Raw genomic sequence first — 23,917 nt, 5'->3', positions numbered from 1 at the left:
CAAGAGATGCCCGAGACGAACGGGACGACCGGGACGACCGGCGGCGGCTACGAGCCCACCGACCGCACCGTCCCGAGCCGCTCCCGCGAGCGGGCGCGCTACGACCGCGAGACGGTCCACTCGATACTCGACCAGGCCTACGTCTGCCACCTCGGCTTCGTCCGCGACGGCGCGCCGGTGGTCCTGCCGACGCTCTACGGCCGGGTCGGCGAGACCCTGTACGTCCACGGCTCGACCGGTTCGCGCCCGCTGCTCGCCGCCGGCCAGGCCGACCCGGGCCTGCCCGTCTGCCTGACCGTGACGCACGTGGACGGGCTGGTGCTGGCCCGGTCGGCCTTCCACCACTCGATCAACTACCGCTCGGTGATCGTGCACGGCACCGCGTACCAGGTGACCGACGAGGACGAGCGCCGGATGGCCCTGGACGCCCTCGTCGACCACGTGGTGCCGGGCCGCTCGGCCGACTCCCGGCCCGCCAATGCGAAGGAGCTCGCCGCCACCGCGGTGATCCGCCTGGACCTGAACGAGGTGTCGGCGAAGCTCCGCACCGGCGGCCCCAACGACGAGCCCGAGGACATGGACCTGCCCTACTGGTCGGGCGTGGTCCCGGTCGCGCCGGTGCACGGGACCCCGATCCCGGCGGACGACCTGGCCCCCGGGATCGCCACCCCGGACTATCTCGCCGCGCTCTGAGCCTCGCGGGTCTCTCGGGCGTCATGGGTCTCGCGGGCCTCGGGGGTGTCGCGAGCCTCATGACCCTGACGGGACTCGCCGGGCTCATGGGACCCACGGGCGGGCCGGACCACCGGCCCGCCCTTGGGCCTGCGCGCCTCGGCCGCGATCAGCGCTCCCACCGCGGTGAGCAGCAGTACGGTGCCCAGCACCACGGCGCCGGTCAGCCGCTCACCGAGCACCAGCACGGCGATCACCGCCGCGGCGACCGGCTCGATCAGCATGATCACGGACACCGTAGCGGCCCGCACCGCGGCGGCCCCGGTGAAGTACAGCGCGTACGCCAGGGCCGTCGGCACGGTGGCCACGTACACCAGCAGCCAGAGCACCCGCCCGAGTTCGGCGGTGTGCGGCACCAGCCCCTCCGCCGCGGCGAGCGGCAGCAGGCACACCGTGCCCACCGCGACCGACCAGGCGGTGGTCACCAGCGGGTCCCCGCCCGCCCCGCGCCGCCCCAGCGAGCGCGCCCGCAGGGTCATCGCGGCGTACCCGGCGGCCGACAGCAGGGCCCAGCCGACGCCGACCGGCCGCACCTCACCGCCCCCGCCGCCCCCGCCGCCCAGGACCAGCACGGCGAGCCCGGCGAGCGCCCCGACAACGGCGGCCACCCCGCCCCGGCCGAGCCGCTCGCCCATCCAGTGCCGCGCCCCGAGAGCGATCAGCACCGGCCCGGCGCCCAGGGTCACCACGGTCCCGACTGCGAGGCCGGTCTCCCGTACGGCGGCGAAGTACGCGGCCTGGAACAGGGTGAACATCAGCCCCGTCCCGATCAGCGAGACCGCCGACGGCCGCGCCCGCCGCGGGCCCCGGGGCCGGCGTACGGCGAGCACTCCCAGCAGCACCACCAGCCCGCCGGCGCACCGCCAGAACGACAGGGCGAGCGGGCCGAGGTCACTGGCCAGGAAGAGGAGGGAGGCGGCCGCCCCGGCGGTGCCCCAGGCGGCTCCGGCGACGACGAGGTACAGCAGACTGCGCCCTGAGGCGGGCGAAAGATTCGACACGAGTGTGCTCCGCGCATGCGTGAAGGATGAAAGGGAAGGTCATCGCTTCGCGGGCAGCGCGGACCCGCCCGGGAACTCCCCGGGCCGGGTCTACGTCACGAGGGGCAGCTGCCCGCGGCTACGCGGCGGGAGGCGGAAGCACGGTCGAATGCACGATCGCCACCTTAGGCCGTCATCGTCTCGCGGTCCAGAACGGCCGATTCCGGATCCGCCGCACCCGGCGGGGTGGGCCGCGCGGACTGCGCGATGAAGGCCCCGGCCAGCACCAGCGCGCCGCCGACGATCTGAGGGGTCGAGAGGTGCTCGCCCAGCAGGATCCAGGCGAACACGGTGGCCACCACCGCCTCCAGGCAGGCCACGACACCGGCCACCTGCGGCGAGAGCATGCGCACGGAAACCACGCCGGTCAGGTACGCGAACACCGTCGCGATCAGCACCACCCAGCCGAGCAGCGTCCATGCGGGCACCGACAGGTCCCCCATCGCGGCCCGCCCGCCCAGCAGCTGCCAGTCGATCTCCCACGGCCGGGCGATCACCGTCATCACCAGCGCGCCGATGAGCATGCCGTACGCGATCACCCCGAGCGGGTCGGGCACGTCGCCCCCGGCGGCGGCGTCGGCACCGTGGTCCGCGAACACGAAGTAGAAGGCCTGGCAGCAGGCGGCGGCGAGGCCGAGCAGCACGCCGAGCAGGTCCAGGCTCAGCCCGGACCAGATCTCGACGACACAGGCGAGCCCCACGACGGCCACGGCGGCGCCGGCCGCGGCGGCCCGGGTCACCGGCTTGCGCTGCACGAAGCGGATCCAGCCGAGCAGCAGCGCCGGGCCGAGGTACTCAAGGAGCAGGGCCACGCCGACCGGGATCCGGGACAGGGAGGCGAAGTAGAAGGCCTGCACGCCGGCGACGCCGACGAGCCCGAAGCCGGCGAGCAGCAGGGGTTTGCGCAAGAGGAGGCCTCGGTGGCGCCAGGCCAGCGGGGACAGCACCAGCGCCGCCCCGGCCACCCTGAGCCAGACCATGTGCAGCGGGTCCAGACCCGCCTCGATCAGCGGCTTCGCCGCCACACCCGAGCCACCGAACGCGAACGCCGAGACGAGCGCGAGGCCCAGTCCGGCGTTTCTCCCTGACGCTTGCATCCGGCCATCATGGCAGGGCCGGTCAGCACCATCACAGATGTGACACCTGTTGAGACGCATCCGAGACCCGCCGTGACCGGGCCGTCCATTTCTGACAGGTCGTCAGTATTGAATGTTCCGCCCGCCGGGGCTACGTTCCGCCGCACGTACCCGACGAGAAGGGGTGGTCGCATGGCCGAAGTCACCGCGGAATCACGCATTGAGGCGTCCGCCGCGAAGCTCTGGGCCCAGCTGACGGACTGGGCGGCGTACGGCCAGTGGAGCATGACCCACACGAATTTCCCGAAGGGCGGCCCGGAGACCCTCGCGGTCGGCGCCACCTTCGAGGAGAACATGAAGATGATGGGCTTCCCGGCCGAGGTCGCCTGGACCGTCTCGGAGCTGGAGGCCGAGCGCGTCTTCGCGATCACCGGCAAGGGCCCGATGGGCGTGGCCATCCTCACCCGGTACACCCTGATCCCGGACGGCGGGGCCACCACGGTCCGCATCGACGGGGAGTTCAACGGGGCCGCCGTCTCCCTGATGGCGGGCAAGCTCAAGGACTCGGCCACCGCCGCCCTGAACGAGTCGCTCCGCAAGCTCGCCGGGCTGGTCGTCTGACCCCGCCTCCCCCGGCCGGTACGCAGGTACGGCGGCGCGCCCCGCGAGAGGACTCGCGGGGCGCGCCGTTTTCGTCGGCCGGCCGGCTCAGTGCTCGTCGGCCAGGATCAGGTAGAGCTTCTTGCGGGCGTCGTTGATGACCGCGAGGGCCTTCTCGCGCTGCTCGGCCGAGCCGGTCTTGAAGACCTGACCGAAGGCCTCGAACAGGCCGATTCCGGCCGTCCGGACCTCGTGCATCGCCTCGAAGTCGAACCCGCGCCCGGCCTCGGCCCAGGGGGCCTCCGGGGCCGACTCGGCCTCGGTGCGGCCGGCGTCGGTGAGCGTGAACAGCTTCTTGCCGCCCTCGCTCTCGCTGGTGATGAGCCCCTCGTCCTCGAGCAGCTGCAGGGTCGGGTAGACCGAGCCCGGGCTGGGCTTCCAGGCCCCGCCGCTACGCTCGCCGATCTCCTGGATCATCTCGTAGCCGTGCATCGGCCGGTCCTTGAGCAGCGCCAGGATCGAGACGCGCACATCTCCCCGCCGGGCCCGGCCGCGCGGTCCGCCGCGCCCGCCGCGCCCACCGAAGGGACCGCCGCCGAAGGGCGGTCCGAACGGGCCGAAGGCGCCGCGCCGCCCCTGGAACTCCTCCCGACGATCCGGCCCGCAGTGGCCGTGGCCCCGTCCGTGCTCGTGTTCGTGCTGTCCGTGTGAACGCATGACTGCGCTCCTTTCGTCTTCCGGTTTCTCGCTATCGCTCTTGCGATACGTCAACTATCGCTGACCCATCACGATGCGTCAACGATATATCGGAAACTCCCAACGAACACGCCCCTGACCAGGCCGGTCGCCTCAGTCTTCGGCGGTGAGTGCGGCCTCCGCCCTCGTGAGCGTCGCCGGGTGTCCGAAGAGGCCCGGCAGGCCGCCCGAGTGCAGGAAGACGGTGCGCCGGCCCGGGCGGATGTCGCCGTCCTCGACCGCTGCGGCCGAGCCGGCCATCGCGCGCCCGGTGTAGACGGGGTCGAGCACGATGCCCTCGGTGCGGGCGGCGAGCGTCAGGGCGGCCAGGACCGGCTCGGTCAGCGCCCCGTACCCGTTGCCCACCTGGTCCAGCCTGAGCCTGAGCGCGTCCGGGGCCGCCCGGTGCGGAGGAGTTCGCGCCCGCACTCCACGTAGCCGCGCGCACCGGTCACGCTCGAACCGCCGAAGGGGAGCAGCGCCGGCACCTCGCCCCGGCTCCGCAGCCGCTGCGCCACCTCAGCCGCCGTGGCGGCGAGCGCACCCCCTCCGGCGGAACCCGCCCAGACGACCCTCGCGCCGAAGAGCCGTCGAGCGCGAGGTTGCCGGAGGCCGAGGATCCGGGCGCGCCGGCGAGCACGAGGACGGCCCCCAGCCCCAGCCGGGCCGCGGCGGCCGCGGTCAGCCGGGCGTGGTTGCTCTGCGGCGCGCCCGTGGTCACGAGGGTCGTCGCGCCCTCGGACAGCGCCGCGCCGCACAGCCACTCGAGCTTGCGGATCTTGTTCCCGCCGCCGCCCAGGCCGGTGAGGTCGTCCCGTTTGCCCCACAGGTCGTCCGGGCCGAGACCGAGTGCGCGGGCCAGCCGCGGCGCGGGCTCGAGCGGGGTCGGCCAGGTGCCGAGCGGGGCCCGTTGCGGGGTACGTCCGTCGGAGGTCATTCAGTTCCCCGGCGCCTCGTGGTGGATGGGCCGGCCGACGGCTTCGCACACCGCGACGGGGTCGAGGCAGTCGCGCCGGTGCGAGATCCCGCGGTCCTTGATCGTGACGACCGACACGAAGCGGTTGCCGTAGGCGCGCCCGGTGCCGACCGTTCGGCCGTGCACCGCGCACTCGGGGACGACGACCGAGGTCTCGCGGTCCCGAGGATCCGGAATCGCCGCGGCCTTCCGCCGCCACCACGGCCGGCCGCCCGGCCCGTGGCGCGAGCAGCAGGCAGAGCGAGCCGCGCTGTCGGGGGACGGCACGGGGACGGCCGGCGACGGTGTCCACTTCGGCTGAGACGGGGCCAGTCATCCCGGATTGGCCTTTGCCGACGATCAGGAACCGGCCCTACGGTCGCTCCATGCGCCTGCGAATCGTCGATGCCTTCACCGACCGCCCCTTCCGCGGCAACCCCGCCGGGGTCCTGCTCCTCGACGGGGAATTCCCCCCGGACGCCTGGCTCCAGCAGGTCGCCACCGAGGTCAACCTGTCCGAAACCGCGTTCGCCCGCCCGCTGCCGCCCGGCGGGGACGCCGACTGGGCCCTGCGCTGGTTCACCCCGTCCGCGGAAGTCGACATGTGCGGCCACGCCACGCTCGCCACGGCGCATGTGATCGCGACGAGCGGCCTGGCCACGGGGCTGATCCGGTTCTCCGCCCGGTGCGGCGTCCTCACGGCCGCGACCGCCGAGGACGGCACGATCACGATGGATTTCCCGACGTCCTCGCTGACACCCGTGGACCCCGACCCCGCCGTACGCAGCGCCCTGGGCGCCGAGATCAGGTCCGTCCACGACACGGCCGAGCACATCGGCGACCTGGTCGTCGAGCTGGCGGACGAGCGGGCCGTACGCGAGCTCACCCCCGACATCGCCGCCCTGCGCGGCTACTCCCGCCGCGGGGTGATCGTCACCGCGGCCGCCGAGGACCCCTCCCGCGGGTACGACTTCGTCTCCCGCGGCTTCTTCCCGGCCGTCGGGATCGACGAGGACCCGGTCACCGGCAGCGCCCACACCGCGCTCGCCCCGTTCTGGGCCGCGCGCCTGGGCCGCACCTCGCTCGTCGGACTCCAGGGCGGCGCGCGCACCGGCCTCGTCCGGGTCCGCCTGGCGGGCGACCGTACGCTCCTCACCGGCAACGCGGTCACGGTCGTCGACGGCGAACTGCTGGCCCGCCCCTGACGCGCGCCGTTGCAGGCTTACGGCGTCGGCAGCCAGCCCACCTTGCCCGCGAGCAGTGCGTACCCGCCGAAGGCCACGATGTCGAGCAGTGCGTGGGCGACGACGAGCGGGCCCACCCGGCCCCAGCGCCGGTAGGCCAGGACGAAGACGACGCCCATCACCATGTTGCCGAGGAAGCCGCCGATGCCCTGGTAGAGGTGGTACGAGCCGCGCAGCACCGCACTGGCCAGCAGCGCGGCCGTCGGCGACCAGCCCAGCTGATCGAGCCGACGCAGCAGGTAGGCCAGCACGATGACCTCCTCCACCACGGAGTTCTGCACCGCGGAGAGGATCAGCACGGGGAACTTCCACCACACGTCGGGCAGCGCCTCCGGCACCACCGTGAGGTTGAAGCCGCTCGCCCGGGCCGCCAGGTAGAAGGCGAGCCCCGCGCTCCCGATCCCGGCCGCGACCAGGGCTCCGCGCCCCAGGTCCCAGCCGGGCCGGGTGCGGTCGAAGCCCAGCACCCGCAGCCCCGGCGCGCCCTCCCGGGTCAGCAGGTGGGCGACCAGCAGCACCGGCACCAGCGCGGTGGCGATGCCGAACAGCTGCCAGGCCAGGTCCAGCCAGGGCCGGCCGGGGGCGTACGAGCCGTTGAGCGTGGCGGCCTGGTCCTTGAGGCCGCCGGGCTTGGTCAGCGAGCCGATGAAGCTGATCAGCGAGGAGAAGGCGCTCGCCCCCAGCGACAGCGCCAGCACGAGCAGCGTCTCGGTGCGCAGGACCCCCCGCCGCCCGTCCTCGTGCAACGCCTTGACCTCCGGCTCCGGCTCCGCCCGCACGTCCGACTCCGTCCCGCCGTTCCGCTTCCGTCCACCCCATACTGCCTCGTCGGCGGGGGAAGGGGATCACCGGACCCGGAACGCGCGCGGGGCGGCCGGTTCAGCGCCGGACCGGCACCGGGGCGCTCACCTCCTCGTCCACCAGGCCGACGGGCCAGGTGTGCACCGGATCGCCCTTGTGCATCAGCTCGCTGTAGCGCCGGGTGATCGCGGCCAGCGCCGCGTCCCGTTCCATCCCGGATGCGAGCGCCCGGTGGTAGGTGTCCACCTGCCAGGTCGCCCCGTTGACCCGCCGCTGGCAGCGCTCCTCGATGATGCCGAGGTAGTGGTCGCGGTCGGCGGGCTCGATGCCCCAGGCGTCCAGCCCGGCCGCCGCCATCGGGAGCAGTTCGTCCAGGACCAGCCGTACGGCGGGCACGCCGGCCAGCCCGCCGCCCCGGCCCCGGCGCGGCCAGCGCAGCCGCGCGTCGATCCCGTACCGGCAGGCCGCGTCGAAGTTGGCCTCCGCCTCGGCGAACGGCAGCCGGGTCCACACCGGCCGCTGCTCGTCGGCGAGCGTGCGGACGAGCCCGTAGTAGAAGGCGGCGTTCGCCACGACGTCGGCGACCGTCGGCCCGGCCGGCAGCACCCGGTTCTCCACCCGCAGGTGCGGCATCCCGTCGGCGACCCCGTACACGGGCCGGTTCCACCGGTAGACCGTGCCGTTGTGCAGGACCAGTTCCTGCAGGCTCGGCACCCCGCCCTCGGCGAGCACCCGCAGCGGCTCCTCCTCGTCGCAGATGGGCAGCAGGGCCGGGAAGTAGCGGACGTTCTCCGCGAAGAGCTCGTACGCCGACTCCACCCAGCGCTCCCCGAACCAGGTCCGCGGCCGCACCCCCTGGGCCTGGAGCTCGGGCGGCCGGGTGTCGGTGGCCTGGGTGAACAGCGGCGGCCGCGACTCCCGCCACAGCTCACGCCCGAACAGGAACGGCGAGTTGGCGCCGACGGCTATCTGCACGGCGGTCACCGCCTGCGCCGCGTTCCACACGTCGGCGAACCGGGCCGGCGTGACCTGCAGGTGCAGTTGTACGGAGGTGCAGGCGGCCTCCGGCACGATCGACCCGGTGCTCCACGTGAGCCGCTCGACCCCGTCGATGTCGAGCATGAAGTCCTCGCCGCGCATCATCAGGATCTGTTCGTTCAGCAGCGAGTAGCGGTCCACCGCCGAGAGGTTCGCGGTGACCAGGTCGGAGCGGGTGATCGTCGGCAGGATGCCGATCATCACCACCCCGGCGTCGATCTCCGCGGCCTGCCGGTGGGCATAGCCGAGCCCCGCACTCAGTTCCTCGGCGAGCTGGTCGAATACCCGGCCGCCGAGCCGGTGCGGAAGTACGTTCACCTCCAGGTTGAACATTCCGAGTTCCGTCTGGAAATCCTGGCTCGCTATCCGCTCCAGAACCTGGGCATTCACCATTCTCGGCAACCCGTCTGCACCCGCGAGATTCAGCTCGATCTCCAGCCCCATCATGTTCTTGGGCCGATCGAACCTCTTCTCCGCCAGAAGCCGCTCCAGCCCCTCCAGGCACTCGTGAAGCTTCCTCCGGTACTTCTGCCGATCGGACAGGTCGAATCCGCCCGCCACGACCTTCTCCCCCATCGAAGCGTCCCTCCTCGAATGGGCCTGGCCTGTGCCACCCAGGCGCGCGTGTACGGTCGATGATGCCCCGGCGGCGTGATCGATAACGCCGAGGGGGCGTGCATGGCGGGGAGCGCGCGCCGGTTTGGCCGAAGGGCGCTATGGCACATTCACGTGGCAAGGCACCGTATGCAAATTCCGCATGCGTAGTGCCGGTTCCGCATAATGGGCGCTTTCCAGCCGAGCCCCTGTCCGGTAACCTCCGAGGTCAGCGCGACATGTTCGCGCGCATCCGGCATGAATGCCATGTCAGCGGGACCGGTAAGCGCCTTGTCGGCAATAGGCGGGACAGCTAGCCGAAACACTGCGTGAACACATGTCGTATAAACTCCGCAAACGAGGCAGAGAGTTGGCGCGCGGCCATTGCCCCTCAGCCCCCCTCTGGCCCCAGAATGCGACAGCGCCGTCCGCACCTGCCCCGATCCACAGGTCTCCCAAGTGAGAGGCGACCCACCATGCCGCTGCATGTCCCTCCGGCTCCCGCGCCCGCCCTGCGCAGCGTCCTCGCGGCACTCGGTTCCCCCACCGCCGTCCACGAGGCGCACACTCCGGCCCTGCGCGCGCTGCAGGGTCCGATGACCGCCGAACTGCCGCTTCCGGTCCACGTCCTCGACCGGTTGAACATCTCGGAGCTGGCTGCGGGGGGCCGTCCGCCCCGTACCCGGCTGACCGCCTGGCGGTTCCTGATCCGCAGCGGCGACCGCTACGTCGCCGCCGCGGACACCCGGCTGACGCCGGACGGCTGGGCGTTCTCCCATTTCTTCGAGGGCCCCTATGTCGCGGCCACCGAACGCGCCCTGCGCCAGGCGGAATCCCTCGGCAAGAGCTACCAGCCGCGGCTGCTCTCCGTACCGGAGCTGTACATGCTGACGCTGTGGCTGCACGGGGCGGTCGGCGCCGATGCCTCCGCCGGGCTGCCGGCCGCCGCGGATCTGCTGGTGCCGCTGGCCCCGGCCCCGCCCGGCATCGCCGCGTACCGGCCGCACCCGGTGTCCGAGCTGCTGCCCGTGATGACCCACCGGCTCGCTCCGCCCAGTCCCCCGCTCCCGCCGTCGCTGGCCGCGCCGGCCGCCTGACCCGGGACCCGACCCCGGGGTCCGAGCAGGTCCCGAGCGGAGCCCGAGCGGAGCCCGAGCCGGTTCCGGGGACGGGTCGAGCGGCGTCCGGGCACGGTCTGAGCTGGCCCGATGAGGGGCCGGTGACCCGTACGACCCATTCGGTCTAGCCCACTCGGGTCACCTGCGAACCACCCGAAATGACAGGGGAGTTGAGCTGAACCGCCCGCACGAGTGATGCGTCATCAATCTATGAGGACAGCTGCCGGGAAATCCCTGCGGACTCAAGTCCGGGGGGCAACACTGGGACCCTGACCAAACCAAGACGTTGATACGGGGGGCGGCCATGAACAACGCATCGAGCCGCAGCACACAGACCACATCGCAGCGAAAGAACGCATCCATGTGCCAGCACCAGCCAGCGTGCCCGTCAGCCGACTCCGCCGACCGGGAGGCGGCCAAGCCCGTGGCCAACCACCCGGAACAGGGCTGGAGCCTGCTGTGCAACGGCGTCCTGCTCTTCGAGGACACCGGTGAGCTGCTGCCGGACGGCCAGATCATCGCCCCGCACCGCCCGCTCGCGGCGGCGCAGGTGATGAAAGCGGCCTAGTCCGACCACAGCACGGAGCGAACGAGACGGAACAGTACGGAACAACAGAACGCAGAGGGGCCGGCCCGGGAATCATTCTCCCGGACCGGCCCCTTCGTCATGCGGTCATGTCATACGAATATGTCATGTCACCGAACGGACACGGTGTCGTAGTGCCCTACGGCTCAGTTGTCGTACTCGTCCAGCGGCGGGCAGGAGCACACCAGGTTGCGGTCGCCGAAGGCACCGTCGATACGGCGTACCGGCGGCCAGTACTTCTCGGCCGCCGTGACCCCGCCGGGGAAGACGGCCTCGTCACGGCTGTACGGGTGGTTCCACTCGCCGCCCAGCGCCGCCGCCGTGTGCGGGGAGTTGGCCAGCGGGTTGTCGTCCACCGGCCACTCGCCGCCCGCGACCCGCTCGATCTCGGCGCGGATGGCGATCATCGCGTCGCAGAAGCGGTCGATCTCGGCGAGGTCCTCGGACTCCGTCGGCTCGATCATGAGCGTGCCGGCGACCGGGAAGGACATGGTCGGCGCGTGGAACCCGTAGTCGATCAGGCGCTTGGCGATGTCGTCGATGCTCACACCGGTCGCCTTCGACAGCGGACGCATGTCGATGATGCACTCGTGCGCGACCAGGTTGCCCGGGCCGGTGTAGAGCACCGGGAAGTGGGGCTCCAGGCGCTTGGCGATGTAGTTCGCGCCGAGCACCGCCACCTGGGTGGCGCGCTTGAGGCCCTCGCCGCCCATGAGGCGCACGTACGACCACGAGATCGGCAGGATGCCGGCCGAGCCCCACGGCGCCGCCGAGATCGGGCCGACGCCCGTCTCCGGGCCCGCGGTCGGCTGGAGCGGGTGGTTCGGCAGGTACGGGGCCAGGTGCGCCCGGACACCGACCGGGCCGACGCCCGGACCGCCGCCGCCGTGCGGGATGCAGAAGGTCTTGTGCAGGTTCAGGTGCGAGACGTCGCCGCCGAAGTGACCCGGCTTGGCCAGGCCCACCAGGGCGTTGAGGTTGGCGCCGTCCACGTAGACCTGGCCGCCCGCGTCGTGCACCTGGGCACAGATGTCGGCGACGTGCTCCTCGAACACACCGTGCGTCGAGGGGTACGTGATCATCAGCACGGCGAGCTCGTCGCGGTACTGCTCGATCTTGGCACGCAGGTCGGCCGCGTCCACCTCGCCGTCGTCGGCGGTCTTGACGACGACGACCTTCATGCCGGCCATCACGGCGCTGGCGGCGTTGGTGCCGTGCGCGGAGGACGGGATGAGGCAGACGGTGCGCTGCTCGTCGCCGTTCGCCCGGTGGTAGGCCCGGACGGCCAGCAGGCCGGCGAGCTCACCCTGGGAGCCGGCGTTCGGCTGGATGGAGACCTTGTCGTAGCCGGTGACCTCGCAGAGACGTTCCTCCAGCTCGGAGATGAGCGTGAGGTACCCCTCGGCCTGCTCGACCGGGGCGAACGGGTGCAGCTGGCCGAATTCCGGCCAGGTGACCGACTCCATCTCGGTGGTCGCGTTGAGCTTCATGGTGCAGGAGCCCAGCGGGATCATGCCGCGGTCCAGCGCGTAGTCCTTGTCCGCCAGCTTGCGCAGGTAGCGCAGCATCGCGGTCTCGCTGCGGTGCTGGTGGAAGACCGGGTGCGCCAGGTAGTCGTCCGAGCGCAGCAGGCCCTCGGGCAGGGCGTCGGCGGTGGTCTCGTCCAGCGCCTCGATGTCGGCGCTCACGCCGAAGGCGGCCCAGACGGCCTCGACGCCGGCGCGCAGGGTCGTCTCGTCGCAGGAGACGGAGACGTGGTCGGCGTCGACCTGGAACAGGTTGACCCCGCCCGCGCGGGCGGCGGCGGCGATCGCGGCGGCCTTGCCGGGCACCCGAGCGGTGAGGGTGTCGAAGTACGCGCCGTGCACGAGCTCGACCCCGCCGGCCGTCAGACCGGCCGCGAGCAGGGCCGCGTAGCGGTGCGTACGGCGGGCGATCGTCCGCAGGCCGTCCGGACCGTGGTAGACGGCGTACATGCCGGCCATGACGGCGAGCAGCACCTGCGCGGTGCAGATGTTGCTGGTGGCCTTCTCGCGGCGGATGTGCTGCTCACGGGTCTGCAGCGCCAGGCGGTACGCCTTGTTGCCGTCCGCGTCCACGGAGACGCCGACGAGGCGGCCCGGCAGCGAGCGGGCGTGCTTGTCCTGGACGGCCATGTAGCCGGCGTGCGGGCCGCCGAAGCCCATCGGGACGCCGAAGCGCTGGGTGGTGCCGACGGCGATGTCCGCGCCGAGCGCGCCCGGGGAGGTCAGCAGGGTCAGGGCGAGCAGGTCGGCGGCGACGGCGACGATCGCGCCGAGGCCGTGCGCCTGGTCGATGACCGGCTTGATGTCCCGGACGGCACCGGAGGCGCCCGGGTACTGGACGAGCACACCGTAGACGCCGCGCTCGGCGACCTCGGCCGGGATGCCCTCGGACAGGTCGGCGACGACGATCTCGATGCCGATCGGCTCGGCGCGGGTCTCGATCACGGCGATGGTCTGCGGCAGCGCGTCGGCGTCGACGAGGAAGACGTTGCCCTTGGACTTGCCCACGCGGCGGGCCAGCGTCATGGCCTCGGCGGCCGCGGTGCCCTCGTCGAGCAGGGAGGCGCCGGAGGTCGGCAGGCCGGTGAGGTCCGCGACGACGGTCTGGAAGTTGAGGAGCGCCTCGAGGCGGCCCTGCGAGATCTCGGGCTGGTAGGGCGTGTACGCCGTGTACCAGGCCGGGTTCTCCATGACGTTGCGCAGGATCACCGGCGGCGTGAAGGTCCCGTAGTAGCCGAGGCCGATCATCGGCGTCAGGACCTGGTTGCGGTCGGCGAGCGAACGCAGCTCGGCGAGCACCTCGGCCTCGGTCAGCGCCTCGGGCAGGTTCAGCGCCTCGGCGCTCTTGATCACATCCGGTACCGCGGCGGCGGTCAGTTCGTCCAGCGAGCCGTAGCCCACGTGGGCGAGCATCTTCGCCTGCGCCTCGGCGTCCGGGCCGATGTGGCGCTGCTCGAAGGGGATCCCTCGCTCCAGCTGGGAGAGCGGAATGCGGTTGGCGGTCATGTACGGAGGCCTCCTGGGTCGTACGACCTGCGAGGGGCACCACGGCGCGGGCACCCGGACGGCCTCCCCCTCTGTCATCTCAACCTGAGAGCTTCACCGGAGTCGCGGGGATGGCCCGCGGATTCCGGCTTTCACCGTCGGTGAGGAGAGGAACCGGCGCTGCGCACCCGGTACCTGCCCCTGCTTTCCAGAGTGGCCTCGTCACGTGCGGTACGTATGCCTGAGAGATTCCGGGGAGGATTTGCTCCTTCGGCGCCTCCGTCATGCTCACTCGGAGGACTCTCCCGCACAGGGTCAACAGCCGTCACCCAGCCTACCAGCGACGTTCTCGGCCCTCCTTCGAGTGGCCCCCACTCCGGAAATGCACTTTTGTAGTCGTTACGGAGGAGTTGCGACCATATGGAGGGACCGTGCAGACCGACATCGATCCGCGCAGCCTGATCGGCCGCAAGGCGTTCGACCGCAACGGAACCAAGATCGGCACCGTCGACGAGGTCTACCTCGACGATGCCACGGGCGTGCCCGAGTGGGCCGCCGTCCGGACGGGCCTGTTCAGCCGGGACGCGTTCGTCCCGCTGGAACCGAGCGAGGTGGTCGACGACACCCTGCGGGTCCCCTTCGAACGCTCCCTCATCAAGGACGCCCCGGACTTCGGCGTCGGCCGCCACCTCTCCCCCGAACAGGAGCTGCAGCTCTACCACCACTACGGACTGGATGTCTCCCTCCCGTCGGACATCCAGCGCGACTTCGGCCGCCTGGCGAACGGAGACGACGCCCCTTAGCCCTCTTCCGGTACGGGTCCCCCTGCCGCGGGTTGCCCCGCCGCAGGTTCCCCCACGAGGGGCAGCGGATCGGACGGCTCCAGCTCGGGGTCGTCCACCCGGAAGGTGCGCACCCGGCCCGGGGGCGATCCGGGCCGCTCGAACCGCACGGTCACCCTCCCGACCCCGCTGCCCTGCACCCACCCGGGCCCGTACACGGCGTGCCGTACGTCGCTCCCGGCCGCCCAGCGGCGCTCCCGGGCGGGCTCCGGCTCGTCGGACGGCTCCGCACGCTCGGGGGCCTCTGCGGGCCCACCAGGCCCCGCAGGGCCACCGGACCCGCCTGCCCCTCCCGTCCCGGCGGCCTCGGCAGCCCCGGCCGGCTCGATGGCCCCGCCCTCGCCCGCCGAGGCAGCCTCCGCAGCCGCCTCCGCCTCCGCCGCCATGGACTGCGCGAACAGGTCCTCCTGCGTGTAGTCCGCCAGCCCGGTCACGCCCACCCCCAGCAGCCGCACCCCGCCCGTGGTGTCCACCGCCTCCAGCAGCCGCGCCGCGGCCTCCCGCACCACTGCGGGGTCGTCGGTGGGCCCCCGCAGCGTCTCGGAGCGCGTCAGGGTCGAGAAGTCGTACCGCCGCACCTTCAGCACGATCGTGCGCCCGGAGTGCCCCGAGTCCCGCAGCCGGTGCACACACCGGTCGGCGAGCCGCTGCACCTCGTTCCGGATCCGCACCCGGTCGTGCAGGTCCACGTCGAAGGTGTCCTCGACCGACACGGACTTCGCGTCGCGCTCGGCGACCACCGGCCGGTCGTCCAGCCCCAGCGCCATCCGGTACAGCCCGACCCCGTGCGAGCGCCCGACCATCCGGACCAGTTCGTCCTCGCCGGCCTCGGACAGCTCCCCCACGGTGGTGATCCCGGCCCGCCGCAGGTGCTCCCCGGTGGCCGGCCCCACCCCCGGCAGGGTCCGTACCGACATCGGCGCGAGCAGGGCCCGCTCCGTGCCCGGCTCGATCAGCAGCAGCCCGTCCGGCTTGGCCTCCTCCGAGGCCACCTTCGCCAGCATCTTCGACCCCGCCAGCCCCACCGACGCATTGAGCCCGGTCGCCGCCAGGATGTCCGCCCGCAGCCGCTGTCCCGTCTCCAGGGCGGATTCCGCGTCGAAGGCGGTTCCGCCCGCCTCCAGGTCCACGAAGGCCTCGTCCAGGCTGAGCGGCTCCACGAGCGGCGACAGCTCCCGCAGCAGCGCCATGACCACGTCGCTGACCGCCCGGTACAGGCTGAAGCGCGGGATCAGGCAGGCGCCGTTCGGGCACAGCCGCCGCGCCTGGGCCATCGGCATCGCCGAGTGCACCCCGAAGCGGCGGGCCTCGTAGGAGGCGGTGGCGACCACACCGCGCGGGCCGAGCCCGCCGACGATCACGGCCTTGCCGCGCAGGCTCGGCTTCGATGCCTGCTCCACGGATGCGTAGAAGGCGTCCATGTCCAGATGCAGGATGGTCGGCGCGGCTCTCACAGCCCCGATGCTGCCCTACGGCACTGACAATCGGCCGGGGCCGGGCCCGGCGCCTGCGCGGCCGGGCCGGAGACCGGTCTCAACCGGCCCGGTTGCGCCGTGCGGCCAGCTCGTCGGTCGGGTTGTGGCCGACCACCGTCTCGCCGGTGTCGACCCGCTCGCCGTGCAGCTGCGACAGCGCGTTCTCGACATCGCGCCAGACCACACCCACGGCGATGCCGAAGATGCCCTGCCCGCCCTGGAGCAGGCTCACGACCTGGTCCGGCGAGGTGCACTCGTACACGGTGGCGCCGTCGCTCATCAGCGTCATGCGCTCGAGGTCGGCGAAATCACGGTCCCGCAGGTGCTGGACCGCGGTCCGGATGCTCTGCAGCGCCACACCGGTGTCCAGGAAGCGTTTGACGATCTTGAGGACGACGACGTCCCGGAAGCTGTACAGGCGCTGCGTGCCCGAACCGTACGCGGGGCGCACCGTGGGCTCCACCAGCCCGGTCCGCGCCCAGTAGTCGAGCTGCCGGTACGTGATGCCCGCCGCGGCGCACGCCGTCGGACCCCGGTAGCCGACTTGTTCGGGTGCCGGGTCCGCGCCGGCCCCTGCGACCGTCGCCGCCTCCGGCTGACGGCGCGCGGAACCTGCCGCGCTGCCGTGGAGCGGGTACGGCCCACCGTCACTCCGCACGGGGATGCCCCCGGTCGTACCGTCGCCCGTGACTCTCACGCCGACCCTCCGTCCTTGACCTGCCCCCTCGAAGGTAGGCAGTCACCAGGGGTGCGTCAACGATCGCCACACTCGGCACGCCGAGTGATAATCACCCTGAGAGTGGTTTCCCGTGCCCTATATCGGGGAAAGGGTCACCGGATGGGCTGTCACTCCCCGTGGACGGCACGGTCGGCGGCTCACTGCGGCCCGGTGCCGAAGTCCTCCGGAGAGATCTGGTCGAGGAACTCGCGGAACTTCTCCACCTCGTCCTCCTGCTCATCCGGAATGGCGATTCCGGCGTCGTCCAGCACGCCGTCGCTGCCGTAGATCGGCGTCCCCGTACGCAGGGCCAGCGCTATGGCGTCGGAGGGCCGCGCACTCACCTCGACCCCGCTGGCGAAGACAAGCTCCGCGTAGAAGACGCCCTCCCGCAGATCTGTGATCCGGACCTCGGTGAGCTCCTCACCGATCGCCTCCAGCACGTCCTTGAACAGGTCGTGCGTCAGCGGCCGGGCCGGGGCCATGCCCTGCTGTGCGAAGGCAATGGCGGTCGCCTCCCCTGGTCCGATCCAGATGGGGAGGTACCGGTCGCCTCCCACTTCACGCAGGAGCACGATCGGTTGGTTGGAGGGCATTTCCACCCGGACACCCACAACGTCGAGCTCGTTCACACAGCAACCCTAGGACCTGCCCGGCAGGTTTGGGTAGTCGGGCCCCCCTCGAAGATCCCCGGGGTCAGTGCAGACGGACCCCGAGAGCCGTCTGCACCAAGGCCTCGTGCAGCCGTACGGAGAGCCCCGCGAGTTCCTTCATGGTGGCCTCGGCATGCGCCCTGGTCTGCGGGTTGCGGTGCCGCCGCAGCGGTGCCACGACCTGCTCCACCAGGCCCGCCTCCCGGTCCGCGGCGGCCTTCATGGCCCGCAGGTGCCGCGGCTCCAGCCCGAACCGGCCCAGATCCGCCACCAGGCGGGCCACCGTGACCGCCTCGGCGTCGAACCCCCCGCCCGGAGCTTCGCCGAGCAGCCCGTACGACTCCCAGTCGGCGAGCTGCGCCTCGTCCACCTCGGCCGCGGCGATCAGCTCGGCACGGCCCACCCGGGCAGCGCTCGACCGCTCCCGGCCCACCTCGCCGTAGACGGCGGAAGGGCTGGTCGGATCGACGGAATCCCCGTGCGCCGTGGGCGACGGGATACGGATCTGCTCACCGCGGGCGAGCGCGTCCAGCTGTTCGCGGATGACCTTCAACGGCAGGTAGTGGTCCCGCTGCAGACGCAGGATGCGGGCCAGCCGCTCCACGTCCTCCGTGCTGAACTTGCGGTATCCGGAAGGTGTGCGCCTGGGCTCGACGAGTCCCTCCGCCTCCAGGAAGCGAATCTTCGAGATGGTGACTTCGGGGAACTCGACGCGCAGCATGGTGAGCACCGTGCCGATGCTCACCAGCCGCCCGGGCGAGCCGGCGGTGCCGCTCTTCTGGGCACCGCCGGTGGGGGTACGCAGCATGGGACCTTCCCTCTGGGGATCCCCCCGGACGGAATCCGGGGTGGGGGTCCCCCCAGGCGGAGCCTAGGGGGCGGTCAAACGCCCCGCAGGCTCGCGTAGAAGACCATCCGGTACTTGCCGATCTGCACCTCGTCGCCGTTGTGCAGGGCGACCGAGTCGATCGGCTCACGGTTGACGTACGTGCCGTTGAGGCTGCCCACGTCGGCGACGGTGAAGCCGCCGTCCTGGCTCCTGCGGAACTCGACATGCCGCCGGGAGACCGTGACGTCGTCCAGGAAGATGTCGCTCTGCGGGTGCCGGCCCGCCGTGGTCAGCTCACCGTCCAGCAGGAAGCGGCTGCCGGAGTTGGGGCCGCGCCGCACGATCAGCAGGGCGGAACCCGGAGGCAGAGCTTCCACCGCGGCCTGGGCCTCGGGGGACAGCGAGGACGACACGTGCTGCTGTCCGGACACCTCGGCCTCGTAGGCCTCGAGGCCCGAGATCGAGATGGTGGACGTGGTCTCCGAGGCACGCTCCGGCGTCAGACCCGCCCGCAGCGGCGCGCCGCAGTTGGAGCAGAACCGGCTGGCCGCATCGCTGCGGTGTCCGCACCTGCTGCAAACCTGCTCGGCCGACATGGACGGCTCCTCGCGCCGCGGCTGCCCCGCGGAGGCATTGGTGGCATACGGGTCGGAGGCAAACCCTCCACCCGAACTTGAGGTTGATGGTTCACCGAAACCTATGCGTCCGGAACCGGCAGGGTCAACAGACGACGCGCCCGGCGCGCCCGAAACCTCACCTGTGCCGGCGACCTCGTCACGGAAGAGCGGCCGGTCGCCCTGCCCTTCCACCTCTCCCTGCCCCGCGCGGTGCCTCGCTGCACCGTCCTCGCGGTTCTTCTTTCCGAACAACTTCTCAAACAACTTCACGGGCGATTCCCCTTGAACGAAACAGACCCGCCCGTGGGGCAGGACGAACTCCGAATGCACACACCTGCCGACCCGGACATTCTCACAACGTCCGTAACCACCAGACAGTTTCCACCACACACCACGACTTCAGTGCGCCGACCCCCCGCAGGCATCAGCCCGCGTGAGCCCGTCCGCTCCCCGTCCCGCATCACGACGTTGACGACCGAGCGTAGTCAGGCTGCTTCGCAGCCCGCAAGGCATCCACAACGATCTTCGCCGACCGTGTGACGGCGACGTTGGCCTGTTCCTTCTCCAGCGTCTGCACGACACCGCCGGGAATGTTCAGAGCAGGCTCCAGATCCTGCGCCTTGCCGATCACCTTGAACTCATAAGGCTGTGTGATCTTCTTACCGTCGATCCCGATCCCGCCGCCCTCGTCCGAGAAGAACGAGCCCGCCACGATGCGCACACCGTTGATCTGGATCGCCTCGGCCCCGGCCGCCCGCAGCTCCTGGAGGGTGTCCAGCAGCTGGTCCGACTGCACCTGGCCCTTGGGATCAGTGATCTTCAGCGTGATGCCCGGCCCCTGCGCTGCCACCGTACCGGCCAGGATCCCGAGTTGACGTTCCTTCTCGATGGTCTGCCGCCGGGCCTCTTCGGCCTGGTTGGAGCTGCTCTCCAACTCCTTGCGCTGGTCCTCCAGCTGCTGCTTCTCGTCCTCCAGGCGCTTGGTCCGCCCGTCGAGCTCGTCGAGGATCCGTACGAGGTCCTCCTGACGGGCCCCGCGCAGCGCGCTGGAGTCGCTGTTCGACCGCACCTGGATGGCCAGGCCCAGCCCGAGCACGAACAGGAGCAGCGCCACGATCAGTTGGGCCCGGCTCACCCGCGGGGGCCACAGACCCTCCGCCAGCCGCTGCCTGCCGTTCTGCGCCGGCTCGGCGGCCTGGCCGGCGGCCGCCGCCTCGGCCGGGGCGGTTTCGGCCGGTTCGGCGCTCTCAACCGGTTCGGCGGCTTCGGCGGGCCGAGCGGGCCGGTCCGGCCGGGCGGGCTGCGCCTCGCGCTGCGCCCCCTGCTCCGGCTGCTCCTGCGGCGGCAGCTCCGAGCCCATCGGCTCCTCGGGCGGATTGTCGTTCGTACTCATCGGCCTCACGCCCGGAACACGTGCCGGCGGATGGCCGCGGCGTTGGAGAAGATGCGGATGCCGAGGACCACGACCACACCCGTCGACAGCTGCGAGCCGACGCCCAGCTTGTCACCGAGGAAGACGATCAGCGCCGCCACGACCACGTTCGACAGGAACGACACCACGAAGACCTTGTCCACGAAGATGCCGTCCAGCATCGCGCGCAGGCCCCCGAACACCGCGTCCAGCGCCGCCACCACGGCGATCGGCAGATAAGGCTCCACGACGGCCGGCACTTCGGGCCGGACCAGAAGTCCGACCACCACTCCGGCCACCAGGCCCAGTACCGCGATCACGATGCACCCTTCTTCGGCTCTTCTGCTGTAGCTGTACGTACGGTCAGGCTCGACGCGGCCGGCAGCCGCAGCTCGTCCGCGGGGGACAGGGTGTAGCGGATCCCGTAGTTCTCCTGCAGCGCGTGCAGGTACTGCCCGTCCGCCGAGTCCTGGAACGCGGTACCGAGCCGCTTCTTGTCCCCCACCGCCAGCACCTCGTACGGCGGTACCAGCGGCCTGTTGTCGACCAGTATCGCGTCACCCGCGGCCCTGATCGCCGACAGCGCCGTCAGCCGCTGCCCGTTGATCGAGATGGCCTCGGCCCCGGACTGCCAGAGCCCGTTGACGATCTTCTGCATGTCCCGGTCCCGGAGCCGGCCGGTGTCCGAGAACCCGGTGTTCTCGCGCGGCTTGCCACCACCGCCCGACGAGGAGCCCTTGGCGTCGTCCACGACCAGCTTGACCCCCGGACCGCGGGCCTCCGTGGCACCGGCCAGCAGGGCCACGAGCTGCCCGTGGTCGCCGCCGTGCTGCTTGAGCGCCTCACGCTGGCGGCCCGCGACGTTCGCCCGCAGCCGCTCGATGTCCCGCTCCAGGCCGTCCGCGCGCTCGTCGGCCCGCTGCACCCGGTCGATCAGCTCCTGCCGCTCCTTGGCCAGCACCGGCGCGGCTATCCGCGCCTGGGCGGCACCCAGCGTGACGACCATGGCGGCGAGCACGAGCCCGGCGGCGAGCGCCAGCTTGGCCTTGAGGGTGCGCGGCAGGCCCGCCGTACCCTCCGCCTCGCGCCGGGCCGACGCCTCCGCATAGCCCTCGTCGAGACTGTGGTCCATCACGTGCGTCAGCAGCGACATGGACGCGTCCGGGCGCGCGGGCGGCGCCGGCGCCGAAGTCCGGTTGTGGGGCGGCTGCGACATGCCGCTCATCGTCGCATGTCGGTGCCGCCCGTACCGAATGCGCCCGTCCGGTGGACAGGGAGCAACGCGCTCCTCACCCGGTCCACCGGACTGCGCAGGTCCGCAACGTCTCCGGCGCTCAGTGCCCGGCGCCGTCCACCACGCCCGCCCACTCGTCCAGCAGGGCCTGCGCGGAGGCGTCGTCGGGACCTTCGGCCCACAGGTGCGTGACCGCCTCCGCCGGGTCCGGCAGGACCAGCGCCCACCGCCCGTCGGCCTCGACCACGCGCACCCCGTCGGTGGTGTCCACCTGCCGGTCCCCGGCCGCCTCCACGACCCGCCGCATCACGAGCCCCTTCACCGCCCACGGGGTCGGTACGTCCCGCTTGAGTACATGGGCTCGCGGTATCCGCGCATCGATCTGGCTCAGCGTGAGCTGGGTCCGCGCCACCAGGCCGATCAGCTGGACGAAGGCCGCCGACCCGTCGAAGACGCTGCTGAACTCCGGGACGATGTATCCGCCCCGGCCGTCCCCGCCGAAGATCGTGTTCTCCGCCCGGCCCACCCGTGTCAGGTCGTCGGGCGAGGTCGTCGTCCACTCGACCTGCGTCCCGTGGTACGCCGCCACCTGCTCGGCGATACGGGTCGTGGTCACCGGCAGCGCCACCTTGCCGCTGCGCTTCTCGGCGGCCACGAGGTCCAGCAGCACCAGCAGCGCCCGGTCGTCCTCGATGATCCGCCCGCGCTCGTCCACCAGCGAGATCCGCTCCCCCACCGGGTCGAAGCGCACCCCGAACGCGGCCCGCGCCGAGGCCACGATCTCCCCGAGCCGCACCAGCCCGGCCCGCCGGGATTCCGCGGTCTCCGTCGGCCTGGACTCGTCGAGCCCCGGATTGATCGTCAGCGCGTCCACGCCGAGTCGGCCCAGCAGGCTGGGCAGAACGAGCCCGGCACTGCCGTTGGAGGCGTCCACGACCACCTTGAGCCCGGAATCGGCGATCCCGGTCGTGTCCACCCGCCGCAGCAGCGATCCCGTGTACGCGTCGAAGACGCTGCCCGGGAACTGGAGGTCACCGATCTCTCCCGGGAACGCCCGCCGGTACTCCTGCCGCGCGTACACCCGGTCCAGCTTGCGCTGCTGCTGGAGCGAGAGGTCCGCTCCCCGCTCGTCCAGGAACATGATGTCGACCGAGTCCGGAACTCCCGGGGAGGTCCGCAGCACGATCCCGCCCGCGCTGCCCCGCGCGGTCTGCTGCCGTGCCACGGGCAGCGGTACGTTCTCCAGGTCGCGCACGTTGATCGCGCTGGCCTGCAGCGCCGAGATCACAGCCCGCTTGAGCGCTCTCGCGCCACGGGAGTGGTCTCGGGCCGTGGTGACCGTCGCCCCCTTCTTCAGGGTCGTCGCGTACGCGCCGGCGAGCCGGACCACCAGCTCGGGGGTGATCTCCACGTTCAGGATCCCGGAGACTCCGCGGGCGCCGAAGAGGTGCGCCTGCCCGCGGGACTCCCAGATCACCGACGTGTTGACAAAGGCGCCTGCCTCGATCGTCTTGAAGGGGTAGACCCGCACGTTCCCCTGAATGATCGATTCCTCACCGACCAGACACTCGTCACCGATGACGGCCCCGTCCTCGATCCGGGCGGACCGCATGATGTCCGTGTTCTTGCCGATGACGCAGCCGCGCAGATTGCTGTGCTGCCCGATGTAGACGTTGTCGTGGATGACGGCGCGGTGCAGGAAGGCCCCGCTCTTCACGACGACGTTGGACCCGACGACCGTGTGCTCGCGGATCTCCACGCCGGCCTCGACCTTGGCGTAGTCACCGATGTACAGCGGCCCGCGGAGCACGGCGTCGGGGCTCACCTCGGCGCCTTCGGCGATCCACACGCCGGGCGAGATCTCGAAGCCGTCCATCTCTACCTGGACCTTGCCCTCGAGCACGTCGGCCTGCGCCTTGACGTAGCTCTCGTGCGTGCCGACGTCCTCCCAGTAGCCCTCGGCCACATAGCCGTAGATCGGCCGGCCTTCCTTCATCAGCTGCGGGAAGACATCGCCGGACCAGTCGACCGAAACATCCGGGTCCACGTAATTGAAGACCTCGGGCTCCATGACGTAGATACCGGTGTTGACGGTGTCCGAGAACACCTGGCCCCACGTCGGCTTTTCCAGGAAGCGCTCGACCTTTCCTTCCTCGTCCACGATGGTGATGCCGAATTCCAGCGGGTTCGGCACCCGGGTCAGGCACACCGTGACGAGTGCGCCCTTCTGTTTGTGGAAGCGGATGAGGTCGGTGAGGTCGAAGTCGGTAAGTGCATCGCCGGAAATGACGAGGAAAGCGTCGTCCTTCAAGGCCTCCTCGGCATTCTTCACACTGCCGGCAGTGCCGAGTGGCTTCTCCTCGTTGGCATAGGTGAGCTCCATTCCGAGCTCCTCGCCGTCACCGAAGTAGTTCTTGACGAGCGACGCCAGGAACTGGACGGTCACAACGGTCTCACTGAGCCCATGCCGCTTGAGCAGCCTGAGCACGTGCTCCATGATCGGCCGGTTGGCCACCGGCAGGAGCGGCTTGGGCATGCTCGAGGTCATGGGGCGAAGGCGAGTGCCTTCACCACCGGCCATCACGACGGCCTTCATGTCGGAAGAGTC

Annotated in this window: 24 protein-coding genes and 1 riboswitch; of the genes, 6 read left to right on the top strand and 18 right to left on the bottom strand. The window is 71.4% G+C overall.

Going from position 1 to position 23,917, the window contains the following annotated elements; genetic code table 11:
- The first annotated feature begins 6 nt into the window (after positions 1 to 6).
- Positions 7 to 693: a pyridoxamine 5'-phosphate oxidase family protein gene (locus OG299_RS32165; protein WP_266633705.1), complete on the top strand. Its 687-nt coding sequence runs from the start codon at positions 7 to 9 to the stop codon at positions 691 to 693.
- Here the strand turns inward: OG299_RS32165 and OG299_RS32160 are convergent.
- Together OG299_RS32160 and OG299_RS32155 are read right to left on the bottom strand one after the other, a co-directional pair.
- Complete coding sequence (locus OG299_RS32160) at positions 675 to 1,733, bottom strand: DMT family transporter (protein WP_266631346.1); 1,059 nt, start codon at positions 1,731 to 1,733, stop codon at positions 675 to 677. The two genes, OG299_RS32165 and OG299_RS32160, sit on opposite strands and share 19 nt — an antisense overlap.
- Positions 1,734 to 1,897: 164 nt before the next feature.
- Positions 1,898 to 2,869: an EamA family transporter gene (locus OG299_RS32155; RefSeq protein ID WP_327363344.1), complete on the bottom strand. Its 972-nt coding sequence runs from the start codon at positions 2,867 to 2,869 to the stop codon at positions 1,898 to 1,900.
- Between the two features lie 171 nt (positions 2,870 to 3,040).
- Between OG299_RS32155 and OG299_RS32150 the strand changes: the two genes are divergently transcribed.
- The gene (locus OG299_RS32150) at positions 3,041 to 3,469 is read left to right on the top strand and encodes a type II toxin-antitoxin system Rv0910 family toxin (RefSeq protein ID WP_266631342.1); all 429 of its coding nucleotides are present in this window, start codon (positions 3,041 to 3,043) and stop codon (positions 3,467 to 3,469) included.
- An 87-nt stretch (positions 3,470 to 3,556) separates the two neighbouring features.
- Here OG299_RS32150 and OG299_RS32145 read toward each other — a convergent pair whose 3' ends face one another.
- From OG299_RS32145 to OG299_RS32135, 4 genes are all read right to left on the bottom strand, one after another.
- Entirely contained in the window at positions 3,557 to 4,165 is a 609-nt protein-coding gene (locus tag OG299_RS32145; RefSeq protein WP_266631340.1) for a PadR family transcriptional regulator, read from the bottom strand.
- A 132-nt stretch (positions 4,166 to 4,297) separates the two neighbouring features.
- The gene (locus OG299_RS42825) at positions 4,298 to 4,549 is read right to left on the bottom strand and encodes a PALP domain-containing protein (protein ID WP_442817548.1); all 252 of its coding nucleotides are present in this window, start codon (positions 4,547 to 4,549) and stop codon (positions 4,298 to 4,300) included.
- An 85-nt stretch (positions 4,550 to 4,634) separates the two neighbouring features.
- Positions 4,635 to 5,120 (bottom strand): pyridoxal-phosphate dependent enzyme, encoded by a 486-nt coding sequence (locus tag OG299_RS42820; RefSeq protein ID WP_442817547.1) that lies wholly within the window; start codon positions 5,118 to 5,120, stop codon positions 4,635 to 4,637.
- The gene (locus OG299_RS32135) at positions 5,121 to 5,426 is read right to left on the bottom strand and encodes a nuclear transport factor 2 family protein (protein WP_327363343.1); all 306 of its coding nucleotides are present in this window, start codon (positions 5,424 to 5,426) and stop codon (positions 5,121 to 5,123) included.
- 98 nt (positions 5,427 to 5,524) lie between these two features.
- Here OG299_RS32135 and OG299_RS32130 point away from each other — a divergent pair, with 98 nt between their 5' ends.
- Positions 5,525 to 6,343, top strand: coding sequence for a PhzF family phenazine biosynthesis protein (locus OG299_RS32130; RefSeq protein WP_266631334.1), 819 nt, complete (start codon positions 5,525 to 5,527; stop codon positions 6,341 to 6,343).
- Between the two features lie 17 nt (positions 6,344 to 6,360).
- Here the strand turns inward: OG299_RS32130 and OG299_RS32125 are convergent, their stop codons facing one another.
- Positions 6,361 to 7,161, bottom strand: coding sequence for a CPBP family intramembrane glutamic endopeptidase (locus tag OG299_RS32125; RefSeq protein WP_266631332.1), 801 nt, complete (start codon positions 7,159 to 7,161; stop codon positions 6,361 to 6,363).
- A gap of 100 nt (positions 7,162 to 7,261) precedes the next feature.
- Positions 7,262 to 8,797: a glutamate-cysteine ligase family protein gene (locus tag OG299_RS32120; RefSeq protein ID WP_266631331.1), complete on the bottom strand. Its 1,536-nt coding sequence runs from the start codon at positions 8,795 to 8,797 to the stop codon at positions 7,262 to 7,264.
- Between the two features lie 494 nt (positions 8,798 to 9,291).
- On the opposite strand from OG299_RS32120, the gene OG299_RS32115 reads away from it, so the two are divergent.
- Together OG299_RS32115 and OG299_RS32110 are read left to right on the top strand one after the other, a co-directional pair.
- A complete protein-coding gene (locus OG299_RS32115; RefSeq protein ID WP_053789725.1) occupies positions 9,292 to 9,912 on the top strand; it encodes a hypothetical protein in 621 nt (206 codons plus the stop codon).
- Between the two features lie 382 nt (positions 9,913 to 10,294).
- Complete coding sequence (locus tag OG299_RS32110; RefSeq protein WP_030303831.1) at positions 10,295 to 10,501, top strand: DUF5999 family protein; 207 nt, start codon at positions 10,295 to 10,297, stop codon at positions 10,499 to 10,501.
- 164 nt (positions 10,502 to 10,665) lie between these two features.
- On the opposite strand, the gene gcvP is transcribed toward OG299_RS32110, so the two are convergent.
- The gene (gene gcvP / locus OG299_RS32105; protein ID WP_327363342.1) at positions 10,666 to 13,551 is read right to left on the bottom strand and encodes an aminomethyl-transferring glycine dehydrogenase; all 2,886 of its coding nucleotides are present in this window, start codon (positions 13,549 to 13,551) and stop codon (positions 10,666 to 10,668) included.
- 198 nt (positions 13,552 to 13,749) lie between these two features.
- Positions 13,750 to 13,848: riboswitch (glycine riboswitch) on the bottom strand.
- Between the two features lie 113 nt (positions 13,849 to 13,961).
- Between gcvP and OG299_RS32100 the strand changes: the two genes are divergently transcribed.
- Positions 13,962 to 14,333 (top strand): PRC-barrel domain-containing protein, encoded by a 372-nt coding sequence (locus tag OG299_RS32100; RefSeq protein ID WP_243879077.1) that lies wholly within the window; start codon positions 13,962 to 13,964, stop codon positions 14,331 to 14,333.
- Here the strand turns inward: OG299_RS32100 and OG299_RS32095 are convergent.
- The 9 genes from OG299_RS32095 to OG299_RS32055 all read right to left on the bottom strand — a co-directional run bounded on the left by OG299_RS32095 (position 14,330) and on the right by OG299_RS32055 (position 23,905).
- Positions 14,330 to 15,826, bottom strand: coding sequence for a DNA polymerase IV (locus OG299_RS32095; RefSeq protein WP_327363341.1), 1,497 nt, complete (start codon positions 15,824 to 15,826; stop codon positions 14,330 to 14,332). The genes OG299_RS32100 and OG299_RS32095 overlap by 4 nt on opposite strands.
- A gap of 79 nt (positions 15,827 to 15,905) precedes the next feature.
- On the bottom strand, positions 15,906 to 16,544 hold the full coding sequence (locus tag OG299_RS32090) for a MerR family transcriptional regulator (protein ID WP_266631319.1): 639 nt from the start codon (positions 16,542 to 16,544) through the stop codon (positions 15,906 to 15,908).
- Positions 16,545 to 16,723: 179 nt separating this feature from the next.
- Positions 16,724 to 17,197 (bottom strand): bifunctional nuclease family protein, encoded by a 474-nt coding sequence (locus tag OG299_RS32085; protein WP_030009777.1) that lies wholly within the window; start codon positions 17,195 to 17,197, stop codon positions 16,724 to 16,726.
- 64 nt (positions 17,198 to 17,261) lie between these two features.
- Positions 17,262 to 18,026, bottom strand: a complete 765-nt coding sequence (gene ftsR / locus OG299_RS32080) for a transcriptional regulator FtsR (protein ID WP_266631317.1) — start codon at positions 18,024 to 18,026, stop codon at positions 17,262 to 17,264.
- Between the two features lie 74 nt (positions 18,027 to 18,100).
- A complete protein-coding gene (locus OG299_RS32075) occupies positions 18,101 to 19,054 on the bottom strand; it encodes an FHA domain-containing protein (protein WP_327363339.1) in 954 nt (317 codons plus the stop codon).
- Positions 19,055 to 19,124: 70 nt separating this feature from the next.
- Positions 19,125 to 20,057: a DUF881 domain-containing protein gene (locus OG299_RS32070; protein ID WP_327363338.1), complete on the bottom strand. Its 933-nt coding sequence runs from the start codon at positions 20,055 to 20,057 to the stop codon at positions 19,125 to 19,127.
- Positions 20,058 to 20,062: 5 nt separating this feature from the next.
- A complete protein-coding gene (locus tag OG299_RS32065; RefSeq protein ID WP_030158423.1) occupies positions 20,063 to 20,395 on the bottom strand; it encodes a small basic family protein in 333 nt (110 codons plus the stop codon).
- Positions 20,392 to 21,300: a DUF881 domain-containing protein gene (locus tag OG299_RS32060; protein ID WP_327363337.1), complete on the bottom strand. Its 909-nt coding sequence runs from the start codon at positions 21,298 to 21,300 to the stop codon at positions 20,392 to 20,394. The genes OG299_RS32065 and OG299_RS32060 overlap by 4 nt, the downstream gene beginning before the upstream one ends.
- A gap of 109 nt (positions 21,301 to 21,409) precedes the next feature.
- Positions 21,410 to 23,905 carry a sugar phosphate nucleotidyltransferase gene (locus OG299_RS32055; protein WP_327363336.1) on the bottom strand — a complete coding sequence of 832 codons (2,496 nt, stop codon included), beginning with the start codon at positions 23,903 to 23,905 and terminating at the stop codon, positions 21,410 to 21,412.
- Between the last annotated feature and the right edge of the window lie 12 nt (positions 23,906 to 23,917).

It is taken from the genome of Streptomyces sp. NBC_01296 (assembly GCF_035984415.1).
Classification (GTDB): domain Bacteria; phylum Actinomycetota; class Actinomycetes; order Streptomycetales; family Streptomycetaceae; genus Streptomyces.
The sequence above is the reverse complement of the archived record's forward strand: the minus strand, read 5'-3'. Positions and strand labels throughout refer to the sequence as shown.